The sequence below is a fragment of the Micromonospora tulbaghiae genome (assembly GCF_900091605.1).
GTDB classification, from domain to species: Bacteria; Actinomycetota; Actinomycetes; order Mycobacteriales; family Micromonosporaceae; genus Micromonospora; species Micromonospora tulbaghiae.
Genome location: NZ_FMCQ01000003.1, coordinates 136,852 through 155,926 on the forward strand (window position 1 = coordinate 136,852; position 19,075 = coordinate 155,926).

Sequence of the window (19,075 nt, forward strand, 5' to 3'; positions counted from 1 at the left end):
GGGACCCCCGCGAGATGACCATGCGGGGCGGCGTGTGTATAGTTCTTCCCGTGCCCGGGCGACCGGGCGCGAACGCAAGGGGCCGTGGCGCAGCTGGTAGCGCACCACACTGGCAGTGTGGGGGTCAGGGGTTCGAGTCCCCTCGGCTCCACCGATCGCACCATTGTGCGAACCGGTGGTACTCCTGAGGTGCCCCCGTCCGTTTCGGGCGGGGGCATTGTCGTGTCGGTGGGGATCTTGAACGCGGGTACGACTCCCTGGTCGGTGAGTTGAACTTCGGCGATGACGGGCTCGGAGTTGGGCGAGTCGTCGGCGGAGTTCGCGGATGCGGGGTCCGGCGGTGGCGTCGTCCATGGTGCCGTTCTCGACTTGCCGTGTGGTAGCGGTCGATGAGGTTTCTCGGTGGCGCTCGTCCGTACGCTGCTCCACCTCAGCCTCAAGGGCCGTCGCCTCGTCAGCCACGCTCATCGATACGGCACCTACCGCCCTGAATGCCTTGACGCGATCGGTCACGGAGCCAGGGGCGTCATGAGCGACGTCAATTCGATAAGCACTTTCCACAGCAGTCACGGTGTGGTTGTCGTCGTCAATGCGGCAGATGATCCGATAGGTGCCCCGCCGGGCGCTGAACCGATCCGACAATGGCGGCAGCAGGCGCGGCCGAGGCGCGACGGCGAATGGTATCCGCAGGAGAGCCGGCCTTCACTTCCCCCAACGGCAGCGTCGTCATGGCGGCAAGCCTGACCAAATGCGCTGGGCGTCCACCGTTCCTCCAGATACCACGGCGATGGTTCGCATCGTGAACACACGCCGCCACGAAACGGCAGGTCAGAAAGTTCCGTGGGCTGGAGGTGCCACCATGCGAACCACACCGCCACCATCGCCGGTGAGCCTTCGCTGGTGCGTTTGTGCAGTTTCCGTACGGCGTTCGCAGCCCGATGACGGAGCTACGACTCGTCGAAGACGTCGTCGAGCACGAGTGTTGCCCGGCTTGGGACCATGGCCCCGGCAGAGTCGTTAGGTGATGCCGAACAGTGCCAGCGGCCGGGTGCTGTCGCGGGCGTGATGCCGGTTGGCGGCGGCGATATTGGTGACCTCGGCCAGGCGCATGGCGCCGATTGCGGCGTTGCGGAGGGCGGCCGTGGCCTCGGTCCGGTGCCGGTGGAGATCGTCAGATCTTGCAGCGGCGGATCGCGCGGCGGCGGTGTCCGCGGTCGGTGTCGCAGGTGTCAGAGCCGGTGCACACGGGCGAGGGTCTGATCGAGGAGCAGCGCCAGTCAGGTGAAGAAAGCTCATTGACCAAGGTCACCAGTGGCTCCTACCATCTGCCCACGCGCTTTGCCGTACGGGGGCAGATGGGCAACCGCTGAACCCTGCGCGAGAACGAGTTCACCGCATGGTTCACGGGGGAGCAGCACAAATGACGATGGCGCATGCCCGCATCGCGCAGGGCGCCACTCTGGCGATCCTGGCGACGTTACTCTCGGTTGCTTCATCACCACCCACCGCCGCTCATGCTGCGGCTTGTCCGTCCGGAGTGGCCGCCGAGAGCGAGCCGGCTGCCGAGACCGAGGCGGCGGCACAGCGCCTCGCGAAGCTCTGTGACAAGCCCGTCGAGGTCCTCGCCGAAGCCGACGAGACCACCAAGGTCGTCGCCCTGCCCAGCGGTGACTTCTCTCTGGAGACCTACCTCGAGCCGCAGCGCGTCGAGCGAAACGACCGCTGGATCGCGCTTGACACGAACCTCGAGCGCGGCGCGGACGGCCGGCTCCGGCCCAGGGCCGCGGCCGACGTGTCGTTCTCGACCGGTGGCACCGGCCCGCTGGCGACCTACCGCGAGGGCGGCGCCGACTTCACGCTGACCTGGCCCGCGCCGCTGCCAGCCGGCGTCGTCAGCGAGGACTCGGTCACGTACCCGGAGGTCCACCCGGGCGTGGACCTGATGGTGCGTGCCGTGCCCGGCGGCTTCTCGCACGTGCTCGTGGTGAAGAGCGCCCAGGCCGCCGCAAACCCCAACGTGCGCGAAACCGCATACGTCATCGGCGGCTCGGCGACCGTGACCGAGACCAACGACGAGATCGTCGTGAAGGGCCCGGCCGGTGTGATCGCCGGCGCTCCCAAGGCGATGGCCTGGGACTCGACCCGGCAGGTCCGCGAGCCGCAGACAGCCGCGAACCGTCGGCTGGATCCCGGCGAACCCGCCCCGCTGCGGGTGGCCGAGCCGTCCACCGCCAAGGCGCCGAGCGAGTTCGCCCGCCGGTCCGATCTGGACGTACGGATTGTCGACAAAAGACTGACGGTCAGCGTCGACGAGGATCTGCTGTCGGCGCAGTCGACGTATCCCGTCTACATCGACCCGACCTATTCGAAGTACTACGCGAAGTGGATACCGGTCAACGACTCCCGGCCGGACACCAAGTGGGTCTCCGGCGACGCCTGGCCGCGTGAGGTCATCCGGATCGGGTCCAACTACGACAACTACGGCGACGTGTGGCGCGCGCACATGCAGTTCGACGTCAGCGCGCTCAGGGGCAAGAGGGTCATCAATACGCCCAGCGTCGACGCCTACCTGACGCACAGCGCCTGGTGCGCCGGTGAGTCGCTGGCGCTCTGGCAGACCAACGCCATCGACGGCAACACCCCGACCTGGAACGGCATGAAGGGCAAGTGGCTGCACGGCAAGGCGATCCACACCAAGACGGTCAAGGTGAACAGCGGCTGCAGCGGCCAGAAGCCGGCCTGGGTCAAGTTCAACGCGAGCGGTGTGAAGACCCACGTGCAGCGGCATGCCGACGAGAACTTCAGCAGCATCACGTTCGGCCTGCGGGTGCCCACGGAGAGCGGCGGCCACTGGGTCAAGGCCGAGCGCGGCAAGATCAAGCTGATCGTCGAGTATCAGTCGAAGCCGACCTCGCCGGTGCCGGTGCGCACCGCGCCGGGCGGTAACTGCGCCGCGTCGCCCGGTCCTTGGATCAACGACAGCACCCCGGCCCTGTACGCCACGGCGACCGACGCCGACAACTCGGTGCGGCTCGTCTTCGACGTGAACGGCCCGACCGTGCCGGCCGACTACACCTCCGCCGCGGTGGCCTCGGGCAAGGAGGCGTCCTGGACCACCCCGGTGCTCCAGGACGGAAGCTACAACTGGAAGGTCTACGCCACCGACGGCACGGACAAGACCGGCTGGAGCAAGACCTGCTACTTCCGGCAGGACCACACCCCGCCCACCCTGCCGGTGATCGCCCGCAAGGCCGGCACCCCGACGCCCGAGCTGGGCAAGCCGGTGACCCTCACCTTCTCGTCGACCGACGCGCTCTCCGGCGTCGGACGCTTCGACTACGGCATCGGCGTCGACGTGCAGTCGTCGAACGTCGCGGCGTCGGCCGGCAATGCGGAGGTCACCTTCACCCCGGACAGCGGCCAGACACAGGTCTACGTGTGGGCCCGGGACAACGCCCTCAACTACTCGTCGCGGGCGATCTACAACATCTTCACCGGGCGAGTCACACCGGTCGAGCCGATGGCCGTCTGGCGGATGACCGGCAACCTGCGTGACGACTCCGGCACCACCGACGACGAGGGCAACATCAGGGAGTCGGCCACCGAGAAGGACCTGCGATGGACGGTCTCCGGCACGCCGACGTACTCGGCGGACCGGCTGAACCACGGCGGCACCGCGCTCAACCTGACCGGCACGGGCTGCGCCACCACCATCCCGGTGGTGCGCAGTGACGCGCCGTTCACCGCCGCGGCCTGGGTCAAGCTGACCAGCAAGGCGGCCGGGTCGAACCGCACCGTGCTGGCAATTGCCGGCACCAACGCGCCGGCCTTCACGCTCTCCTACCACCAGGCCAGCGACCGCTGGGAGACGGCGATCACCAACGCCGACTCGGAGACGGGGACCTGGACGATTGCCCGAGGGACCACCTCCCCGACGCTGGACGGCTGGCAGCATGTGGCGGCCACGGTCGACCCGGCTGGCAAGACGTTGCGGCTCTATGTGGACGGCGCGGTACAGGCGACCACCGCGATCAGCGCTCTGCCGTGGCGCGGCACCGCCCGCACCCTGGTCGGCTGCGGCGGTTCCGTCGGCGTGACCAATGCGCACCTGATCGGCGCGGTGGACCACGTCGCGGTGTGGAGCGGCCTGCTCAGCGACGCGCAGATCGCGGCGGCGCGCGACGAGCTGCCGGCCGGTGTCGCTGCGGCCTGGAAGCTGCGCGGCACCGGTGACGACACCAGCGACCACGGCCACACGCTGACCGTGCCCGCCCCGGCGACGCCGCCGACGCCCGAGCCGACCCCGGAGCCCGAGGTCACCGACGATCCGGCACCCGATCCGGGCCCGGGCGGTGGCCCGACCCCGCCGCCGGGCGAGGAGCCGGCGCCCGAGCCGACCGAGACCGGCAACCCGAGCGAGCCGGACCCGACCGGCAGCCCCGAGGTGCCCGAGGAGCCGTCGCCGGATCCGTCCGAGGAGCCGACTCCGGAGCCGACTCCGGCGCCGACGGTCCCCATGGAGTGGACCGACGACGCGTACGGCCGGCCGGGCTCCGCCTGGTACGTCAGCGGTGACCGGTGCGCCACCACGCAGCACAGCGTGATCCGCAGCGACGAGTCGTTCACGCTCGCCGTCTGGGCCCGCCTGGACGACCCGAGCGCGATGAACCAGACGATCATCGGCACCGACGGCAACCGGGTCAGCGGTTTGTTCCTCGGCGCCCGCACGAACGCTTCCGGCGTACCGTTCTGGGCGCTCATGATGAAGGCCTCCGACTCCGAGACCTCGACCTCGGAGTGGGCGGGCGGCAGCACCGACGCGTTCGCCGCGACGGTGGGCAAGTGGACGCACCTGACCGCCACCTACAACGCCACCACCAGGACGATGTCGCTGTTCGTGAACGGCGCGAAGGCGGCGTCCGTGGTGCGGTCGACCGGCGCGAACTGGAACGCGTCCGGTGTGCTCAGCCTCGGCTGCGCCAAGTACGCCGGCGCGCGCAACGACTTCTTCCGAGGCGCGATCACCGATGCGAAAGTGTGGCGCGGCGCGCTCACCGACGCCGCGGCGGCCGCCGTGAAGAACGCCAACCCGCCGGTCAGTGTGCAGGCCTGGTACCCGCTGGAGGGGCCGCGTGCCGAGGAGCCGACCAACCTGGAAGACCGCTCCGGCAACGCCAGGCACCTCTCGATGGTCTCCGGCGAGCCGCACTGGGAGCAGGACCGGTTCGCCAGCCGTAGCGGCGCGCTGGGCCTGGCCCTCGACGAGGGCTCGTGCGCCGAGACCGGTGCGCCGGTGATTCAGGCGAACGAGTCGTTCTCGGTCGCAGCCTGGGTATCGCTGGACGACCTGACCGGCAACCGCACCTTGCTGTCGCAGTCGGGCAGCGTCAGGCACCGCTTCCTCATCGAGTACGCGGCCAGCGTCGGCCGGTTGCGGGTGGTGATGACCGGCGGTGACTCCGCGGACGCGCCGACCGCGGAGGTGCGCTCGCTGGCCGCCCCGGCGGCCGGCGCCTGGACGCACGTGGCGGCGGTCTTCAACGGGCTGACGAACGAGCTCACGTTCTATGTGAATGGCGAGCCGCAGGGTGAGGGCGCCACGCTGACCGGCTCCCTGTGGCCCGGGTCCTCCCCGCTGCGAGTCGGTTGTCTCGCCCTGACCGGCGGGACCCGCTCCAACTACCTGGGCGGCATCGTCGACGACGTCCGCGTCTGGACCTCCACGGTCGACCCCGACCTCTTCGGCACCTTCGCCCACGCCTGACCGGAGAACGTTCATGCCTGAGAAAAAGAAGTTCTTCTCATCAGACCGGCGCGGGTTCGCCCTGGCTGCCTCGGCTTTGATGCTGACCTCATTCCTGACCTACAACTGGGTCGCCGAGGCGCTGGACGGCGAGCGGGACAGCCAGTCCGTGGCCGCCACCAACTTCGGCACCGTCAAGGTCGACCCGGTCCCGCTGCCCGCCGACGGCGGCGCCTGGAAGGGGCCGAAGAAGGGCCGCTGGCCCGCCGCCGGCTCCACCGAGATCGTCCTGGCCGGGGCCGCCGGCCGGGCGGTCGAGGGCAAGGCCGGCTCGATCATGGTGCGGGTCAAGGCCATACCCGGCAAGAAGGCGCCGGACCGGGTGCGGGTCACGTCCCTGCCCGAGGAGCAGTCCACCAAGCTGGGGTTGAGCGGCCCGGTGCTCGCGGTCGAGGGCGACCAGCCCGGCGACGTGGAGACCGAGGTCGACTTCGACAGCTTCAGCCAGATGTACGGCGGCGGCTGGGCGGGCCGGCTCAACCTGAGCCGTTTGCCGGCGTGCGCGGCGACGACCCCGCAGAAGGCGGAGTGCCAGGACGCGGTGCCGCTGAAGACGGCGAAGCAGGCGACGACGCTGGCGGCGCCGATGGCGCTGACGGCGGCGGGGCCGACCATGCTCGCCCTGTCCGCGGACACCGAGTCCGGTGAGGGCGACTACAAGGCCAGCGACCTGCAGGCGTCCGGCTCGTGGACGGCCGGCGACAGCTCCGGGGCGTTCAACTACTCGAGCGCCATCAACGTGCCTCCGGCGCCCGGCCCGGTGCCGGCCGTCGCGCTGAACTACTCGTCGCAGATGGTCGACGGCCGGATGGCGGGCAACAACAACCAGGCGTCCTGGGCCGGCGACGGCTGGGACTACACCCCGGGCTACATCGAGCGCAGCTACGTCACCTGCCAGGACGACGTGGACAAGGTCGCCGGCAAAGACCCGAACAACAAGGACAAGAAGACTCTCGACCAGTGCTGGAAGGACAAGTCGCCGAACATCACCGTCTCGCTGAGCGGAACGAACACGGCGCTGGTCAAGGACGACGCGACGGACACCTGGCGGCCCGCCGCGGACGCCAACTGGAAGGTCGAGCTGGAGGGCTCGCCCGCCAAGAAGGGCACCGCGACCACCGAGCGGTGGATCATCACGACCCCGGACGGCACCCGTAACTTCTTCGCCGCCGAGGTCGCCACGTCCAACTCGCGGTGGTCGGTGCCGGTCTTCGGCAACCACGACGGCGAGGACTGCCACGCCGACGCGTTCAAGGACTCGTCCTGTCAGCAGGTCTGGCGCTGGCTGCTGGACAAGCAGATCGACGTCCACGGCAACATGACCCGCTACTTCTACAAGAAGGAGACCGGGCACTACGGCGCGGCCGGCGACAAGAGCAACCGCGTCTCGTTCGACCGCGGCGGCAACCTCGAGCGCATCGAGTACGGCCTGCACACGGCGTACCCGGACGTCGCGGCCACCGGCCGGGTCATTTTCAGCACAGCGGACCGGTGCTTTGCGACCGAGTGCTACTCCGACGGCAAGCCGGTCACCGCGAACTGGCCCGACGTGCCGTGGGACAAGGAGTGCACCGCCGAGCCGTGCACCGACAAGCTCGCGCCGGTCTTCTACTCCATCAAGCGGCTCGCCAAGATCACCACTCAGATCCGCACGAGCGCGACCGGGTTCGACCCGGTCGAGTCATGGACGCTCGACCAGGAGTTCAAGGCGCCCAAGGCGGCGCGCTCCGCGTCGCTGTGGCTCAAGTCGATCACGCACGCCGGGCACGTCGGTGGCACCGTCACCGACCCGCCGGTGGTGTTCACCGGCGTCGAGTTGGCCAACCAGGTCAACGCGATCGCCGGCACCGAGTTCTTCTCCCGCTGGCGGATCCAGAACGTCCGCACCGAGTCCGGCGCGGACATTTTCGTCAGCTACTCGGATGCCGACTGCGACGCGAACGACCTGCCGGCCGTGGAAAACAACAGCCGGCTCTGCTACCCGGTGTACTGGACGCCGGACGGCTACTGGGACCCGACCAGGGATTGGTTCCGCAAGTACGTGGTCAAGGAGGTCACCACGTACGAGAACACCGCCGGCCAGCCGCCGGTGACCACCCGCTACGCGTACTCGAACGAGGGCACCAATACCAACGTGCTCTGGGGCTGGGACGACGGCGAGTTCACCAAGAAGAAGCACCGCACGTACGGTCAGTGGCGCGGCTACTCCCGGGTGACCGCCACGGTCGGCGGCACGCAGGCTCCGCTGGTCACCCGCAAGCAGTTCTTCCGTGGCCTCGACGACCAGCCACTGCCCGGCGACAAGACCCGCAGCGTGCAGGTCATCGACTCGGCCGGCACCAGCTACACCGACCAGCCCGCGCTCGCCGGCTCTACGCTCGAGGTGGCCTCGCTCGACGGCACCGCGGTCGTCGAATCGTCGATCACGTCGTACTGGGTCAAGCAGACCGCGACCCGCACGCGTACCGGCGGATCAGACCGGGCGTACAAGATCGCCCCGTCGGTGAAGAAGGAGCGCCGGCTGCTCGCCCCCGGCACCTGGGAGCAGACCGAGACCCGGACGACGTACGACGACGAGGGCTACGCCGAGGTTGCGTACGAACTCGGCGACACAAGCAAGACCGGCGACGAGTCGTGCACCCGTAACACGTACGTGCAGAACGAAGCCCTGTGGTTGCGCGGGCTGGTGTCGCGGAGCGAGACCGTGTCCAAGGCCTGTGGCGCGACCGTGTCCCGGCCGGCCGACATCGTCGCCGACGTCAAGACCTACTACGACGGGTCGGACACACACGGCGCGGTGCCCAGCAAGGGCAAGGCGACCCGAGTCGACACGCTCGACGAGTGGATGAACGGCGCGCCGAAGTACACGGTGACCACGCGGGCGGCCTTCGACGCGCTGGGTCGGCCGACCAGCAACACCGACTCGCTCGGCAAGACCAGCAAGACGTACTACACCCCGGCGGGTCCGGGCCCGGTCACCCAGACCCGGACGCGCAACGCACTCGAACACGAGGTGATCACCGACCAGAACCCGGCGTGGGCCACGCCCACCTCGATCCTGGACGCCAACAAGAAGCGCACCGACCTGGAGCACGACCCGATGGGCCGGCTGGCGAAGGTCTGGCTGCCCGGCCGAGCCAAGACCGTCACGCCGAACCTGGAGTTCTCATACCTGGTCCGCAACAACGGGCCGCTGGTGGTGACCACCAAGCGGCTCGGCCCGAACAACAACCAGATCAGCGAGGTCGGCCTGTTCGACTCGCTCTACCGGTCGGTGCAGGTTCAGGAGGACGCGCAGAAGGACAAGGACGGCAAGGACGCCCGCCTGGTCACCGGCACCGGCTACAACGACCGCGGTCAGGTCGAGTACAAGTCGGACGGCAACTACGCCCTCGGCAGGCCGGGCCCCGGACTGGTGAACATCACACCGGGCGAGGACCGCAGCCGGACCGTGTCGACCTACGACCGGCTGGGCCGCGTCGTGGAGGAGGCGCTCTGGTCGCACAATGTCCGCAAGTGGGGCACCACCACGGCGTACGGCGGAAGCTCGCTGGGCTGGCAGGTGGCCGTCACACCGCCGAAGGGCGGCACCGCGACCGCGACCATCGAGAACGTCGACGGCGACGTCATCGAGGAGCGGGAGTTCCACGGGCCCAAGCCGGAGGGTCCGTTCGACAAGACGTCGTACACGTACACGCCGCGCGGCGACGTCGAGACCGTGGTGAAGGGGGCCCTCACCTGGCGGTACGAGTACGACCTGCGCGGTCGTGAGATCAAGACGGTCGACCCGGACAAGGGCACCACGGTGCTCGAGTACAACAACGGTGACGACGTCACCAAGTCGACCGACGCCGAGGGCGACGTGGTCTCGACCACCTACGACGAGCTGGGCCGGCAGAAGCAGCGCCTGTTCAACGGCGTCAAGGCGGCGGAGTGGACCTACGACACCGTCGCGAAGGGACACCTCAGCAAGTCGACGTCGATCGTCGACGGGCACTCCTTCACCAAGGAGATCTTCGAGTACAGCGACGCGTACCAGGTCGTCGACGAGGAGGTCGCCATCCCGGCGATGCCGGGGCTGACAGGGCTCGCCGGCACCTACGTCGCGACGTACACGTACACCGCGAACGGCCTGCCGTTGCGTTCCAGCTTGCCGAAGATCGGCCCGATGGAGAAGGAGGGCCTGACTCGCACGTACGACGACCTCGGCAACGTGGTCAAGCTGGCGGGCACCTCCTCGCCGTCCGGCACCGCCCGCACGTACGTCGACCGGACGACCTACTCGCCGTACGGCGAGGTGCTCAACCGCTGGCTCGGAACGCCGGTCGGGGACAAGCCGCAGGCGTACCAGAACTACGTCTACGACGACGCCACCCGACGGCTGTCGGAGTTCCGGTTCGACCGCGACGGCAGCGTGCCGAACGTGGCCACGGTTGCGTACGACTACGACGAGGTCGGAAACGTCCGTTCGATCGCCAACCGGCCCGTGGACGCGGACAAGAGCCCGCGCTCGGGTGAGGAAGACGTCCAGTGCTTCACCTACGACCACCTGCGTCGCCTGACGGAGGCCTGGACACAGGTGGCCACCGAGTGCGCCGGCCCGACTGCCGCGGGTGGCAAGGCGCCGTACTGGAAGACCTGGGCGTTCGACGAACACGGGTCGCGGACCACCACCAGCAACAAGCTCACCGGTAAGACCTCGATCTACGGGTACGCGGCCGGTGCGCAGCCGCACGGCGTGCGCACCATTGCGACCGGTGAGCAGGTCGACCACTACGACTGGGACAAGCGGGGCAACCTGAAGTACCGCAAGGTGGGCGACCGCACCGAGACGTTCCAGTGGAGTCCGCACGGCAAGCTGACCAAGATCAGCGGGCCCGAGGGCGACACCACGATGGTGTACGACGTCGACGGCAACCGCATCGCGCGGATCGACTCGACGGGGGCGGCCACCGCCTTCCTGTTCGGCAACGAGTACACCTCGTCGCCGACGAACACCAGCGCCACGCGGTACTACGAGCACGCCGGTGACACGATCGCGTCACGGACCGACACCACCAGCCGCAAGGGCGACATCATCTGGCTGGCGTCGGACGCCCAGGACTCCGCGACCTGGGCGGTCAACTCGGTCACCCGGGCCGCGACGATCAAGTACAACGACCCGTACGGCAACCCGCGCGACGGATCGCCGACCCCGCAGTGGCCCTCGGGTCAGCGCGGGTTCGTGGGCGGCATCAACGATCCCACCGGACTGACCCTGCTCGGCGCCCGGTACTACGACCCGAAAACCGGCGCGTTCATCTCGGTCGACCCCGAGATCGACGAGCACGACCCGCAACGGCTTCACCCGTACGCGTACTCGAACAACAACCCGACGACGTTCTCCGACCCGGACGGCCTGTTCTGGGGTTCCATCAAAAATGGCATCCAGAAGACGGCCAGTGCGGTGGCGAACGGCGCCAAGGCGGCCACCAAGGCGGTGGTCGACAACGCCGGCACGATCGCGTCGGTGGCCGGCACCGTGGCGATGGTCGCGGCGGTGTTGCCCCCGCCCGCGCAGGTGGTCGCCGCGGCGGCCGGTGCGGTTGCGGCCGTCGCCGGGGCGATCGACACGGCCAAGTCCTGTGTGGGTGGTGACGTCGGCGGCTGCGCGTCGGGCATCGCCGGCATGGTTCCCGGCGTGCGGCAGGCCAAGAACGCCGCACGGGGTATCGGGTCGTTGAAGAATGCCGCGAAGGGCGCCTTCGCCAAGGGCTGCAACAGCTTCTTGCCCGGTACGCGGGTGCTGATGGCCGACGGCAGCACCAAGCCGATCGAGGACGTCGACGTTGACGACCAGGTCGTCGCGCGGGACCCGGAGACCGGTGAGGATGGCATCCGCCCCGTCACGTCGCTGATCACGGGCACCGGTGAGAAGCAGCTCGTGAAGATCACCATCGACGCCGACGGCGACGGCGCCGAGGACGGCACCGTGACCGCCACCGACGGTCACCCGGTCTGGGTGGAAGACGAGCGGAAGTGGCTGGACGCCGGCGCGCTGAAGGCGGGCATGCAACTGCTCACGCCGGACGGCGCCCGCGTCACGGTCATCGCGGTGGTCGCCTACGGTGCCGTCGCCACGGTGCACAACCTCGACGTCGACGACATCGACACGTACTACGTCGTCGCCGGTGGCACGCCGGTCCTGGTCCACAACGCGGAAGCCTGCTCGATTCTCGAGCACCGAGCCAAGGAGCTGCACGACCTGCGCCGGGACGGCACCGCGGCGGGCTACTTCCAGTGGAAGCTCGGCACGACGGCGGTCGTTCGCAGCAAGAAGGTGCTGCCGGACGGCACGGTCACCTACGTCGACGTGGTCGCGGCCAACGGCAAGGGACTGACAGCGGCGCAGAGGGCGGCGCTGCGCGGCAACGAGGAAGAAGCGGTCAACTTCGACGACCTGCACGCCGAGATGAACGCCCTGAAGCACGCTGTGGACTCGAAGTACGAGCCGCTGCACGGCGCGGCGAGCCGCAACGTCTGCCCCTGGTGTGAGAACTCGATCCGGGATCGCGGCGGCCGACTCACCGGACGCTCGAAGTGGCGGCAGGCGGTTCCCGCGGCGGGCGGCAAGAAGAAATACCCGAAGGGGCAGCGCGGCTTCGAGATCTACCGCAACGGCTCACTGTATGGCATCAAGGTGCACGGCGGCACCCTGCTGCTCTGAGCACCGGGCTGCCCGGCGCTAGCGACGCCGGGCAGCCCGACCCATCGTCGATAGAATGCCGCCGTGATTCGTGAGATGCGCTTCGTCGTGACGGTGCCGGATGAGGTCTCGGCCCGTGCCGTCGCCGAGAAGCTGGCCGAGCGCGGCCACCTGCTTGTCGCGGTACGGGAGGTGCCGACCGACCCGCTGGAGGGTCGCTTCGCCGGCTGGTGGCGAGTCCACTCGCTGGCCGTGGATCCGCCCTACGAGGGTCCGCTGGAGGTCTCACCGGCCGAGAAGAAGGCCGTTGCGGCAATTGCCCGGAAGTACGGCGGGCAGGTCAACTCGGCGTGCGGCCAGTTTCCGGACAAGGCGATCGAGCGTTTCTCCCGGGAGGGCCTCGCGCACGAGCTCGACCGGGCCGAGGCCGACCGGATCCGCGCGGAGCTCGTCGGCGGGCAGACCGCCGTCGCGCCGTCTTTGCCCGCGCCTCCCGGACTCAAGTGCGGTGGTTTCCGTCGTCCTGCCGCCGATCTTCGCGCGGCCGCCGAGGTGGTGCCCTTCGAGGGCCGCACCTTCGACGGTGTGGGCGACCTGATCGCAGCGATCGCGAGCGACGCGTTCCCGCAGGGCTCGGTGGTGCCCGCCACCCCGGGGGCGGTGCCGCGGCTGGCCGCGCTGGCAGGTGCCGACGGGGTGAGCGACTTCTACCGGGCGATGACGCTCATGGTGCTGTTCCAGATGAGCACCGCGGGTCGGCGGCGGCTGGCCTACCAGGCGGACGCCCCGGAAGACGGCGGTGCCGAGACGCCCGTGGAGACGGCGACCCGGGCCGCGGTCGCGGCGGTGCTGCCCGGTCTCGCCGTGGGCCGCAGCGAACTGGCCGAGTTCCTCCTCGCCGGGCTGTCCGCGGCCACGCGGGAGGCGGGGGCCGGAATGCCGGCCGGCCTGGAGCGGATCGCGGGGCGGTACGCGGGCACCGCCCGCATCCCGGTGGTGAACCTGATCCGGGCCGTGGCTGACGGCGCCGAAGAGCCCATGCGGACCGCCACCGCAGCGGTGGTGGCGGCCCTGCCCGAGGTGGTCGACGGCCTGCAGAGCACAAAGGCATCGGTTGAGGGGCGGGCACTCGACACGCTCGACACCGTGCTGCAGTGGGAGCTGGACAACGCTCGGCTGTCCAAGCTGGGCTCGGTCTTCGGCCCTCGCTGATGACCGCCGGCCCACCGGCGGTGTGCCAGCAATCCGGGTGGTGCCGGCCGGCAATGGGCTGAACCGGCCGGAATCCGCTCAACCGGCCCCCCGGCCGGCGAGCACCAGGGCCCAGCACAGCGCGCCGAACGCGGCCGTGCTCGCCAGCGTCCGCACCACGTTCCAGGTGACCCAGGCGGACTCGAAGCGCTCCCGCGCCGCAGCGGGATCCGCCACCCCGGCCGCCGCGAGCGCGTCGTTCAGCGGCACGTTCACCGCCACGGTGACGACGAACATCACCAGGTACAGCGCGAGTCCGGCGACGATCCACGGCAGCGCCGGCCGGGCCGCCCCGCGCCACGCCAGCACCGCCGCGAACGCGGCCAGCACCGGCGTACCCAGGAAGGCCAGCAGGAACCAGCCGTTGACGATGGTGACGTTGATGCGCTGCATGGCGTCCACGAACGTGCGGTCGTCCGCGCCGCGCAGCGCCGGCATCACGGCGTACGCGAACGCGGCGACCAGGCCCGCCATCAGCCCGGCCCCGACTGTGGCGCCGACCAGCGTCAGTTGTTGTACGAGTCGCATGTCCTCATCGAACCGCCACGCGGTGAGACGGCCCATGGTCAGAACGCGCGATCCTGTGTTCAATCGTCTCCGTGGACGCCGTTTCCGGTCTGCTCGACGGTCCCCGTGCGCGGGGCGCCTTCCTGCTGCGCTCGATCCTCACTCCGCCCTGGTCGATGCTGATCCGGGACGAGGCGCCGCTCACGCTCGTCGCCGTGGTGCGCGGAGACGGCTGGATCGTGCCGGAGGAGGGCGAGTCCGCGCGGCTGACCGGCGGTGACGTGGCGATCGTGCGCGGCCCGGCCCCGTACACCGTGGCGGACGATCCGGCCACGGCGCCGCAGGTGGTGGTGCACCCGGGCCAGCGCTGCACCACGCCGGACGGGCGCGAGCTGTTCGCGATGACGCGCTGGGGCGTACGCACCTGGGGCAACGGGCCGGACGGCCGGACCGTGCTGCTCACCGGCACGTACCCGGTGCGGGGGACTGTCGGGAAGCGCTTGCTGGACGCGCTGCCGTCGCTCGCGGTGGTCCGGCGCGAGTCCTGGGACACGCCGCTGGTGCCGCTGCTGGCCGCCGAGATCGTCAAGGACGACCCCGGCCAGGAGGCGGTGCTCGACCGTCTGCTCGACCTGCTGCTCATCGCCGCGTTGCGCGAGTGGTTCGCCCGGCCCGGTGCCTCCGCGCCCGCCTGGTACCGGGCGTACGCCGATCCGGTGGTCGGCCGCGCGCTGCGGATGCTGCACCACGACCCGGCCCGGCCGTGGACTGTGGCGTCGCTCGCCGCCGAGGTGGGGATGTCCCGGGCGGCGCTGGCCCGGCGTTTCACCGGGCTGGTCGGCGAGCCGCCCATGTCGTACCTGACGGGCTGGCGGCTGGCGCTCGCCGCCGACCTGCTCCGCGAGCCCGGTGCGACAGTCGGTGCGGTGGCGCGGCGGGTCGGCTACGGAAGTTCGTTCGCCCTGAGTACGGCGTTCAAACGCCGGTACGGCGTGAGCCCGCGCCGGCACGTCGACCCGGTTAGATTGGCCGGATGACTGTCGATCTGTTCGCCGGCGTCCCGGTGCGCGACCTCGCGGTGGCGACGGCCTGGTACGAGCGGCTGTTCGGCGCCCCGCCGCAGTTCCGGCCCGACGACAGCGAGGCGGTGTGGGAGCTGGCCGAGCACCGTTACCTCTACGTCGACGTGCGGCCCGAGCACGCCGGGCACGCCATGCAGACGGTCTTCGTCGACGACCTCGACTCCCGCGTGGCCGCGATCGCCGCCCGTGGTCTGACACCGGCCGCGCAGGAGACCTACGACAACGGCGTCCGCAAGGTGATCTTCCACGACCCGGACGGCAACGAGATCGGCTTCGGCGGCGGCCCGGCCTGACGGTCCGGCCGGGCCGCGTGGATTCGCGCCCCGGCCGGGACGTCAGCGGGGACGCCGTGTCTTCGGCAGGTCGAACTGGTCCGCCCGGCGGCAGTCCTTCGGGCCGCCGATCGCCTGCGGGCCGACCTCCTCAAGCGCCTTGCGGGCACGCTGGCGGCCCAGGTTCCAGGCGTACCAGGGATCGGGTCCGGCGAGGTCGTCGGCGATCCAGCTCAGCGTGCACCGGCGCACCGGGTCGGGAAGCTTGGCCAGCGCCGGGGTGGCGTCGGCGGACAGCGCCCGCAGGTACCACGCGTCGATCTTGCCGGTCTGCTCGTACCGCAGCGTGTTGCGGCGGGCGACGTAGTCCTCCGGGTTCAGCACGGCCAGGCCGAGCAGCATCGCCACCGCCAGCGCGAGCGTGGTGCCGGGAATCCACCGGCCCTTCCACCGGACACCGGCCGCGAGGATCATCAGGAAGACCGTGCCGAGCAGCATCTCGAACGCCATCACGAAGATCCGCTCGCCGGTGAAGCTGTAGACCTTCTGGTACGTCCACATCCGGGACAGCGCCGACGCCACGATCACCACGCTCAGCGCGCTGATCAGCCCGAGCAGCACACGCAGCAGGATGCGCTCGACCGGCTGCTCCCGGCGTGCCCAGCGACTCACCCCGCCGAGCACCGCCACCGTCAGCAGCGTGACGAACAGCAGTTGCCAGAAGCCGCTGCGCGCGTACTCGGCGTAGCTGAGCCCGGCGACCCGCTGCACGTGCCGCTGGCCGCCGAAGAGCGTGGTGAACTGCACCGCCACGAACCCGGCGAACAGCAGCGTGAGCGCGCCGATGGCGGGGGCCCACTCCAGCAGCCCGAGACGGCGCTCACCGGCGCGATCCACCGTGGACAGATCCGGCGGCGCGGCGAGCGTGTAGAGCGCGGCGACAGCGATCAGCCCGCCCACCACGGCCAGGAACAGCCAGCCGAACACCGTACCGAGGTTGATCTCGGGAACGAGCGAGCCGAGCGCCTCGGAGAACGCCGCGTCGGCCGACGCGAGCAGGCTGCCGAAGACCACGAGCACCACGACCGTGGCGACGACCGAGACGGTCACCTTGCGCACCGTCGCCTCCTGCGGCGAGGCGGTGATGTGCCGGCGTACCCAGGGCAGGCCCCGCAACGCCGCGAACGGCGTCGCCACCAGGCCGAACAGGATCGAGCGCACCAGCCGCCCGCCGATGATCGCGAGGGTGGCACAGCCGAGCGCGCCGAGCACGCAGAACGTCACGAGCCACCAGGCGTTGCGGAACGCCGGCACGGCGATCAGGGCCAGGGCAGCCACCGCCCACCCGGCCCGGATGAGCTTGTCGGCGCGCGGCAGATCCGCGGTCCGAGACCGGACCGCCAGCACCACCGCGAGCGTGAGCGTGAGCCACCCCAGGAACCAGCCCACGCCGACGCGACCCAGCGGCACGAAGACCGCGCTGCCGACCGCGGCGGCCAGCACCGCGAGCGGCGCCGCCCGCCCGGTCGCCGCCTTCGGGCCGGGCCACTTCGCGCCGAGGAACGAGGTCCGCGGCACCGGAGGTCGCGGCGTCCAGCCCGGCGCCTGCGGCTGGCCACCCCAACCCACGCCGGCGTACGGCGGCGCGGGCGGCCCGACGCCGTGCGGAGGCGGCGTGCCCGGGGCGCGTTGAGTACCCGGCGCGGGCGGCGGCCCGGAGGCCGGCTGCGCGCCCGGCGCGGTCCATGCCCCAGAGGCAGGCTGCGCGCCCGGAGAGGGAACAGGCGTCTGGGCACCGGCGGCAGGCGCCTGCGTGGCGCCGGACGGGCCGGTAACCGGTGGCGTGCCGGGGGAGCCGGCAGGAGTCTCCGGGCCGGCCTGCTCGCGGCGAGCCGCCGGAACGGCGTCCGGCGGGGCGGCGACAGGCTCTCCGCCCGTCGGGCGGTCGGCGGCGGGCTTCCCAGCCTCGGTCGCTGCTGTCGCACCGTCCTCGACCGGTGTGGACCCGGGCGCGGCGGTCGGGCCGCCCGCGCCGGAGGAAGGGACCGAGCCCTCGGCCGGTGTGGGCGGGGCGGCGGCGGCCGGACCGCTCGCGGCGGCGGCTGGGCCGGCGCCCTCCACCGGGGAGCGCTCGGCGGCGGGCGCCGTCGCCTGGGCGGGCACCGCCGCCACCGGCTGGCCGGGCGCGGGGACCAGTGGGAGGAACAACGCGTACCCCTGGGTGCCGGGCGGCACGGTGACCGGAATGGCCCAGCCGGGCTGCCCCTCGGCGCCCGGCCAGGGCACCGGCGTGGGAGCGCCCTCCATGGTGGGCAGGACCAGCAGGTACGGCTGCGCGGGGGCGGGGACGTCGCCCGGCGCGGGCCCGGCCGCGGGGGCGGCGCGGGACGGCTCGGGGGACGGGGCCGGCTCGGACAAGGGACGCTCCTCGATCAGGGTTTCGTCACTGTAGGGCCCCTCCGGCGTCCGTCGCCGCCCCGGTTGTCCGTTCGGTCATGTCGCCTCGGCCGATCGGCGCGGATCGAACCTTTGGCGGCTCGCGGCCGTACCACTGCGCGGGAGGTCGATCACATGGCCGCACGTCGCGCGCTCGCCGCGCTCGCCGCCGTCGCGGCGACGGTGCCGCTGGGCGCCGCGCCGGCCGCGGCGCACGGTGCGCCGACCAGCCCGCTGAGCCGGGCCGCCGCGTGCGGACCCGAGGGTGGCCGGGCACAGACGCCCGCCTGCCGGGCCGCGATCGCCGCCGGAGCGGCGGTACGCGAATGGGACAACATCCGGGTCGCCCGCGTCGACGGGCGGGACCGGGAACTCATCCCGGACGGGGAGCTGTGCAGCGGCGGGCTGTCCGCGTACCGGGGACTGGACCTGCCGCGCGCCGACTGGCCCGCCACCACGCTCACAGCCGGTGCCCGGCACACGTTCCGCTACCGCACCACCATCCCGCACCGGGGCACGTTCCGGTACTACGTCACCACCGGCTCGTACTCGCCGAAGCGGTTGCTGACCTGGGCGGACCTGGAGAAGAAGCCGTTCCTTCAGGTCACCGACCCGCCGATCCGCGCGGGCGCGTACGAGATGCGCGGCCGGTTGCCCGCCGGGCGTACCGGCCGGCACCTCGTCTACGTCATCTGGCAGAACTCGGACACCCAGGACACGTACTACTCCTGCTCGGACGTGATCTTCCGGGCGGCGCGCGGTACGCCGGACCCGTCCCCGGCAGCGCCGAAGGCGAGCGCGTCGCCTCCGCGTACCCTCGCCGGGGCGGCGACCGACGACGAGCCTGCGGTGCCGGTCGCGACGGTGACCGACGGCGGACCGCTGTCCCGGCCGCTCGTGGTCGGCGCGGCGGCGCTCGTCGTCGCGCTGCTCGCGGCGGCGGTGGTCGGGCTGCGGCTGAGCCGCACCGGTGGGCCGCCGCCCGGGCGGCCGTGCGGTGTCCGCAACCACCGCGCCGGGCGGCGCCGGATCTGGTGAC

Annotated in this window: 8 protein-coding genes and 1 tRNA gene; 7 read left to right on the top strand and 2 right to left on the bottom strand. The window is 71.0% G+C overall.

Translation table 11 applies throughout. The features are described 5' to 3' along the window. The first annotated feature begins 78 nt into the window (after positions 1-78). The 4 genes from GA0070562_RS09580 to GA0070562_RS09595 all read left to right on the top strand — a co-directional run bounded on the left by GA0070562_RS09580 (position 79) and on the right by GA0070562_RS09595 (position 13,700). A tRNA-Ala gene (locus tag GA0070562_RS09580) sits at positions 79-151 on the top strand. 1,386 nt (positions 152-1,537) lie between these two features. Further along, positions 1,538-5,764, top strand: coding sequence for a LamG domain-containing protein (locus GA0070562_RS09585; protein ID WP_091418816.1), 4,227 nt, complete (start codon positions 1,538-1,540; stop codon positions 5,762-5,764). Between the two features lie 79 nt (positions 5,765-5,843). Next, positions 5,844-12,509 carry a polymorphic toxin-type HINT domain-containing protein gene (locus GA0070562_RS09590; RefSeq protein WP_091418819.1) on the top strand — a complete coding sequence of 2,222 codons (6,666 nt, stop codon included), beginning with the start codon at positions 5,844-5,846 and terminating at the stop codon, positions 12,507-12,509. 63 nt (positions 12,510-12,572) lie between these two features. Further along, entirely contained in the window at positions 12,573-13,700 is a 1,128-nt protein-coding gene (locus GA0070562_RS09595) for a hypothetical protein (protein WP_139135447.1), read from the top strand. Between the two features lie 78 nt (positions 13,701-13,778). Here the strand turns inward: GA0070562_RS09595 and GA0070562_RS09600 are convergent, their stop codons facing one another. Then, entirely contained in the window at positions 13,779-14,267 is a 489-nt protein-coding gene (locus GA0070562_RS09600) for an anthrone oxygenase family protein (protein ID WP_175438687.1), read from the bottom strand. A 71-nt stretch (positions 14,268-14,338) separates the two neighbouring features. On the opposite strand from GA0070562_RS09600, the gene GA0070562_RS09605 reads away from it, so the two are divergent. Further along, entirely contained in the window at positions 14,339-15,283 is a 945-nt protein-coding gene (locus GA0070562_RS09605; protein WP_091418827.1) for an AraC family transcriptional regulator, read from the top strand. Beyond that, entirely contained in the window at positions 15,280-15,621 is a 342-nt protein-coding gene (locus tag GA0070562_RS09610) for a VOC family protein (RefSeq protein ID WP_091418830.1), read from the top strand. The genes GA0070562_RS09605 and GA0070562_RS09610 overlap by 4 nt, the downstream gene beginning before the upstream one ends. 42 nt (positions 15,622-15,663) lie before the next feature. Here the strand turns inward: GA0070562_RS09610 and GA0070562_RS09615 are convergent, their stop codons facing one another. Beyond that, positions 15,664-18,018 carry a DUF4153 domain-containing protein gene (locus GA0070562_RS09615; RefSeq protein ID WP_091418832.1) on the bottom strand — a complete coding sequence of 785 codons (2,355 nt, stop codon included), beginning with the start codon at positions 18,016-18,018 and terminating at the stop codon, positions 15,664-15,666. Between the two features lie 153 nt (positions 18,019-18,171). Here GA0070562_RS09615 and GA0070562_RS09620 point away from each other — a divergent pair, with 153 nt between their 5' ends. Further along, on the top strand, positions 18,172-19,074 hold the full coding sequence (locus GA0070562_RS09620) for a lytic polysaccharide monooxygenase auxiliary activity family 9 protein (protein ID WP_091418834.1): 903 nt from the start codon (positions 18,172-18,174) through the stop codon (positions 19,072-19,074). The last annotated feature ends 1 nt before the right edge of the window (position 19,075 follow it).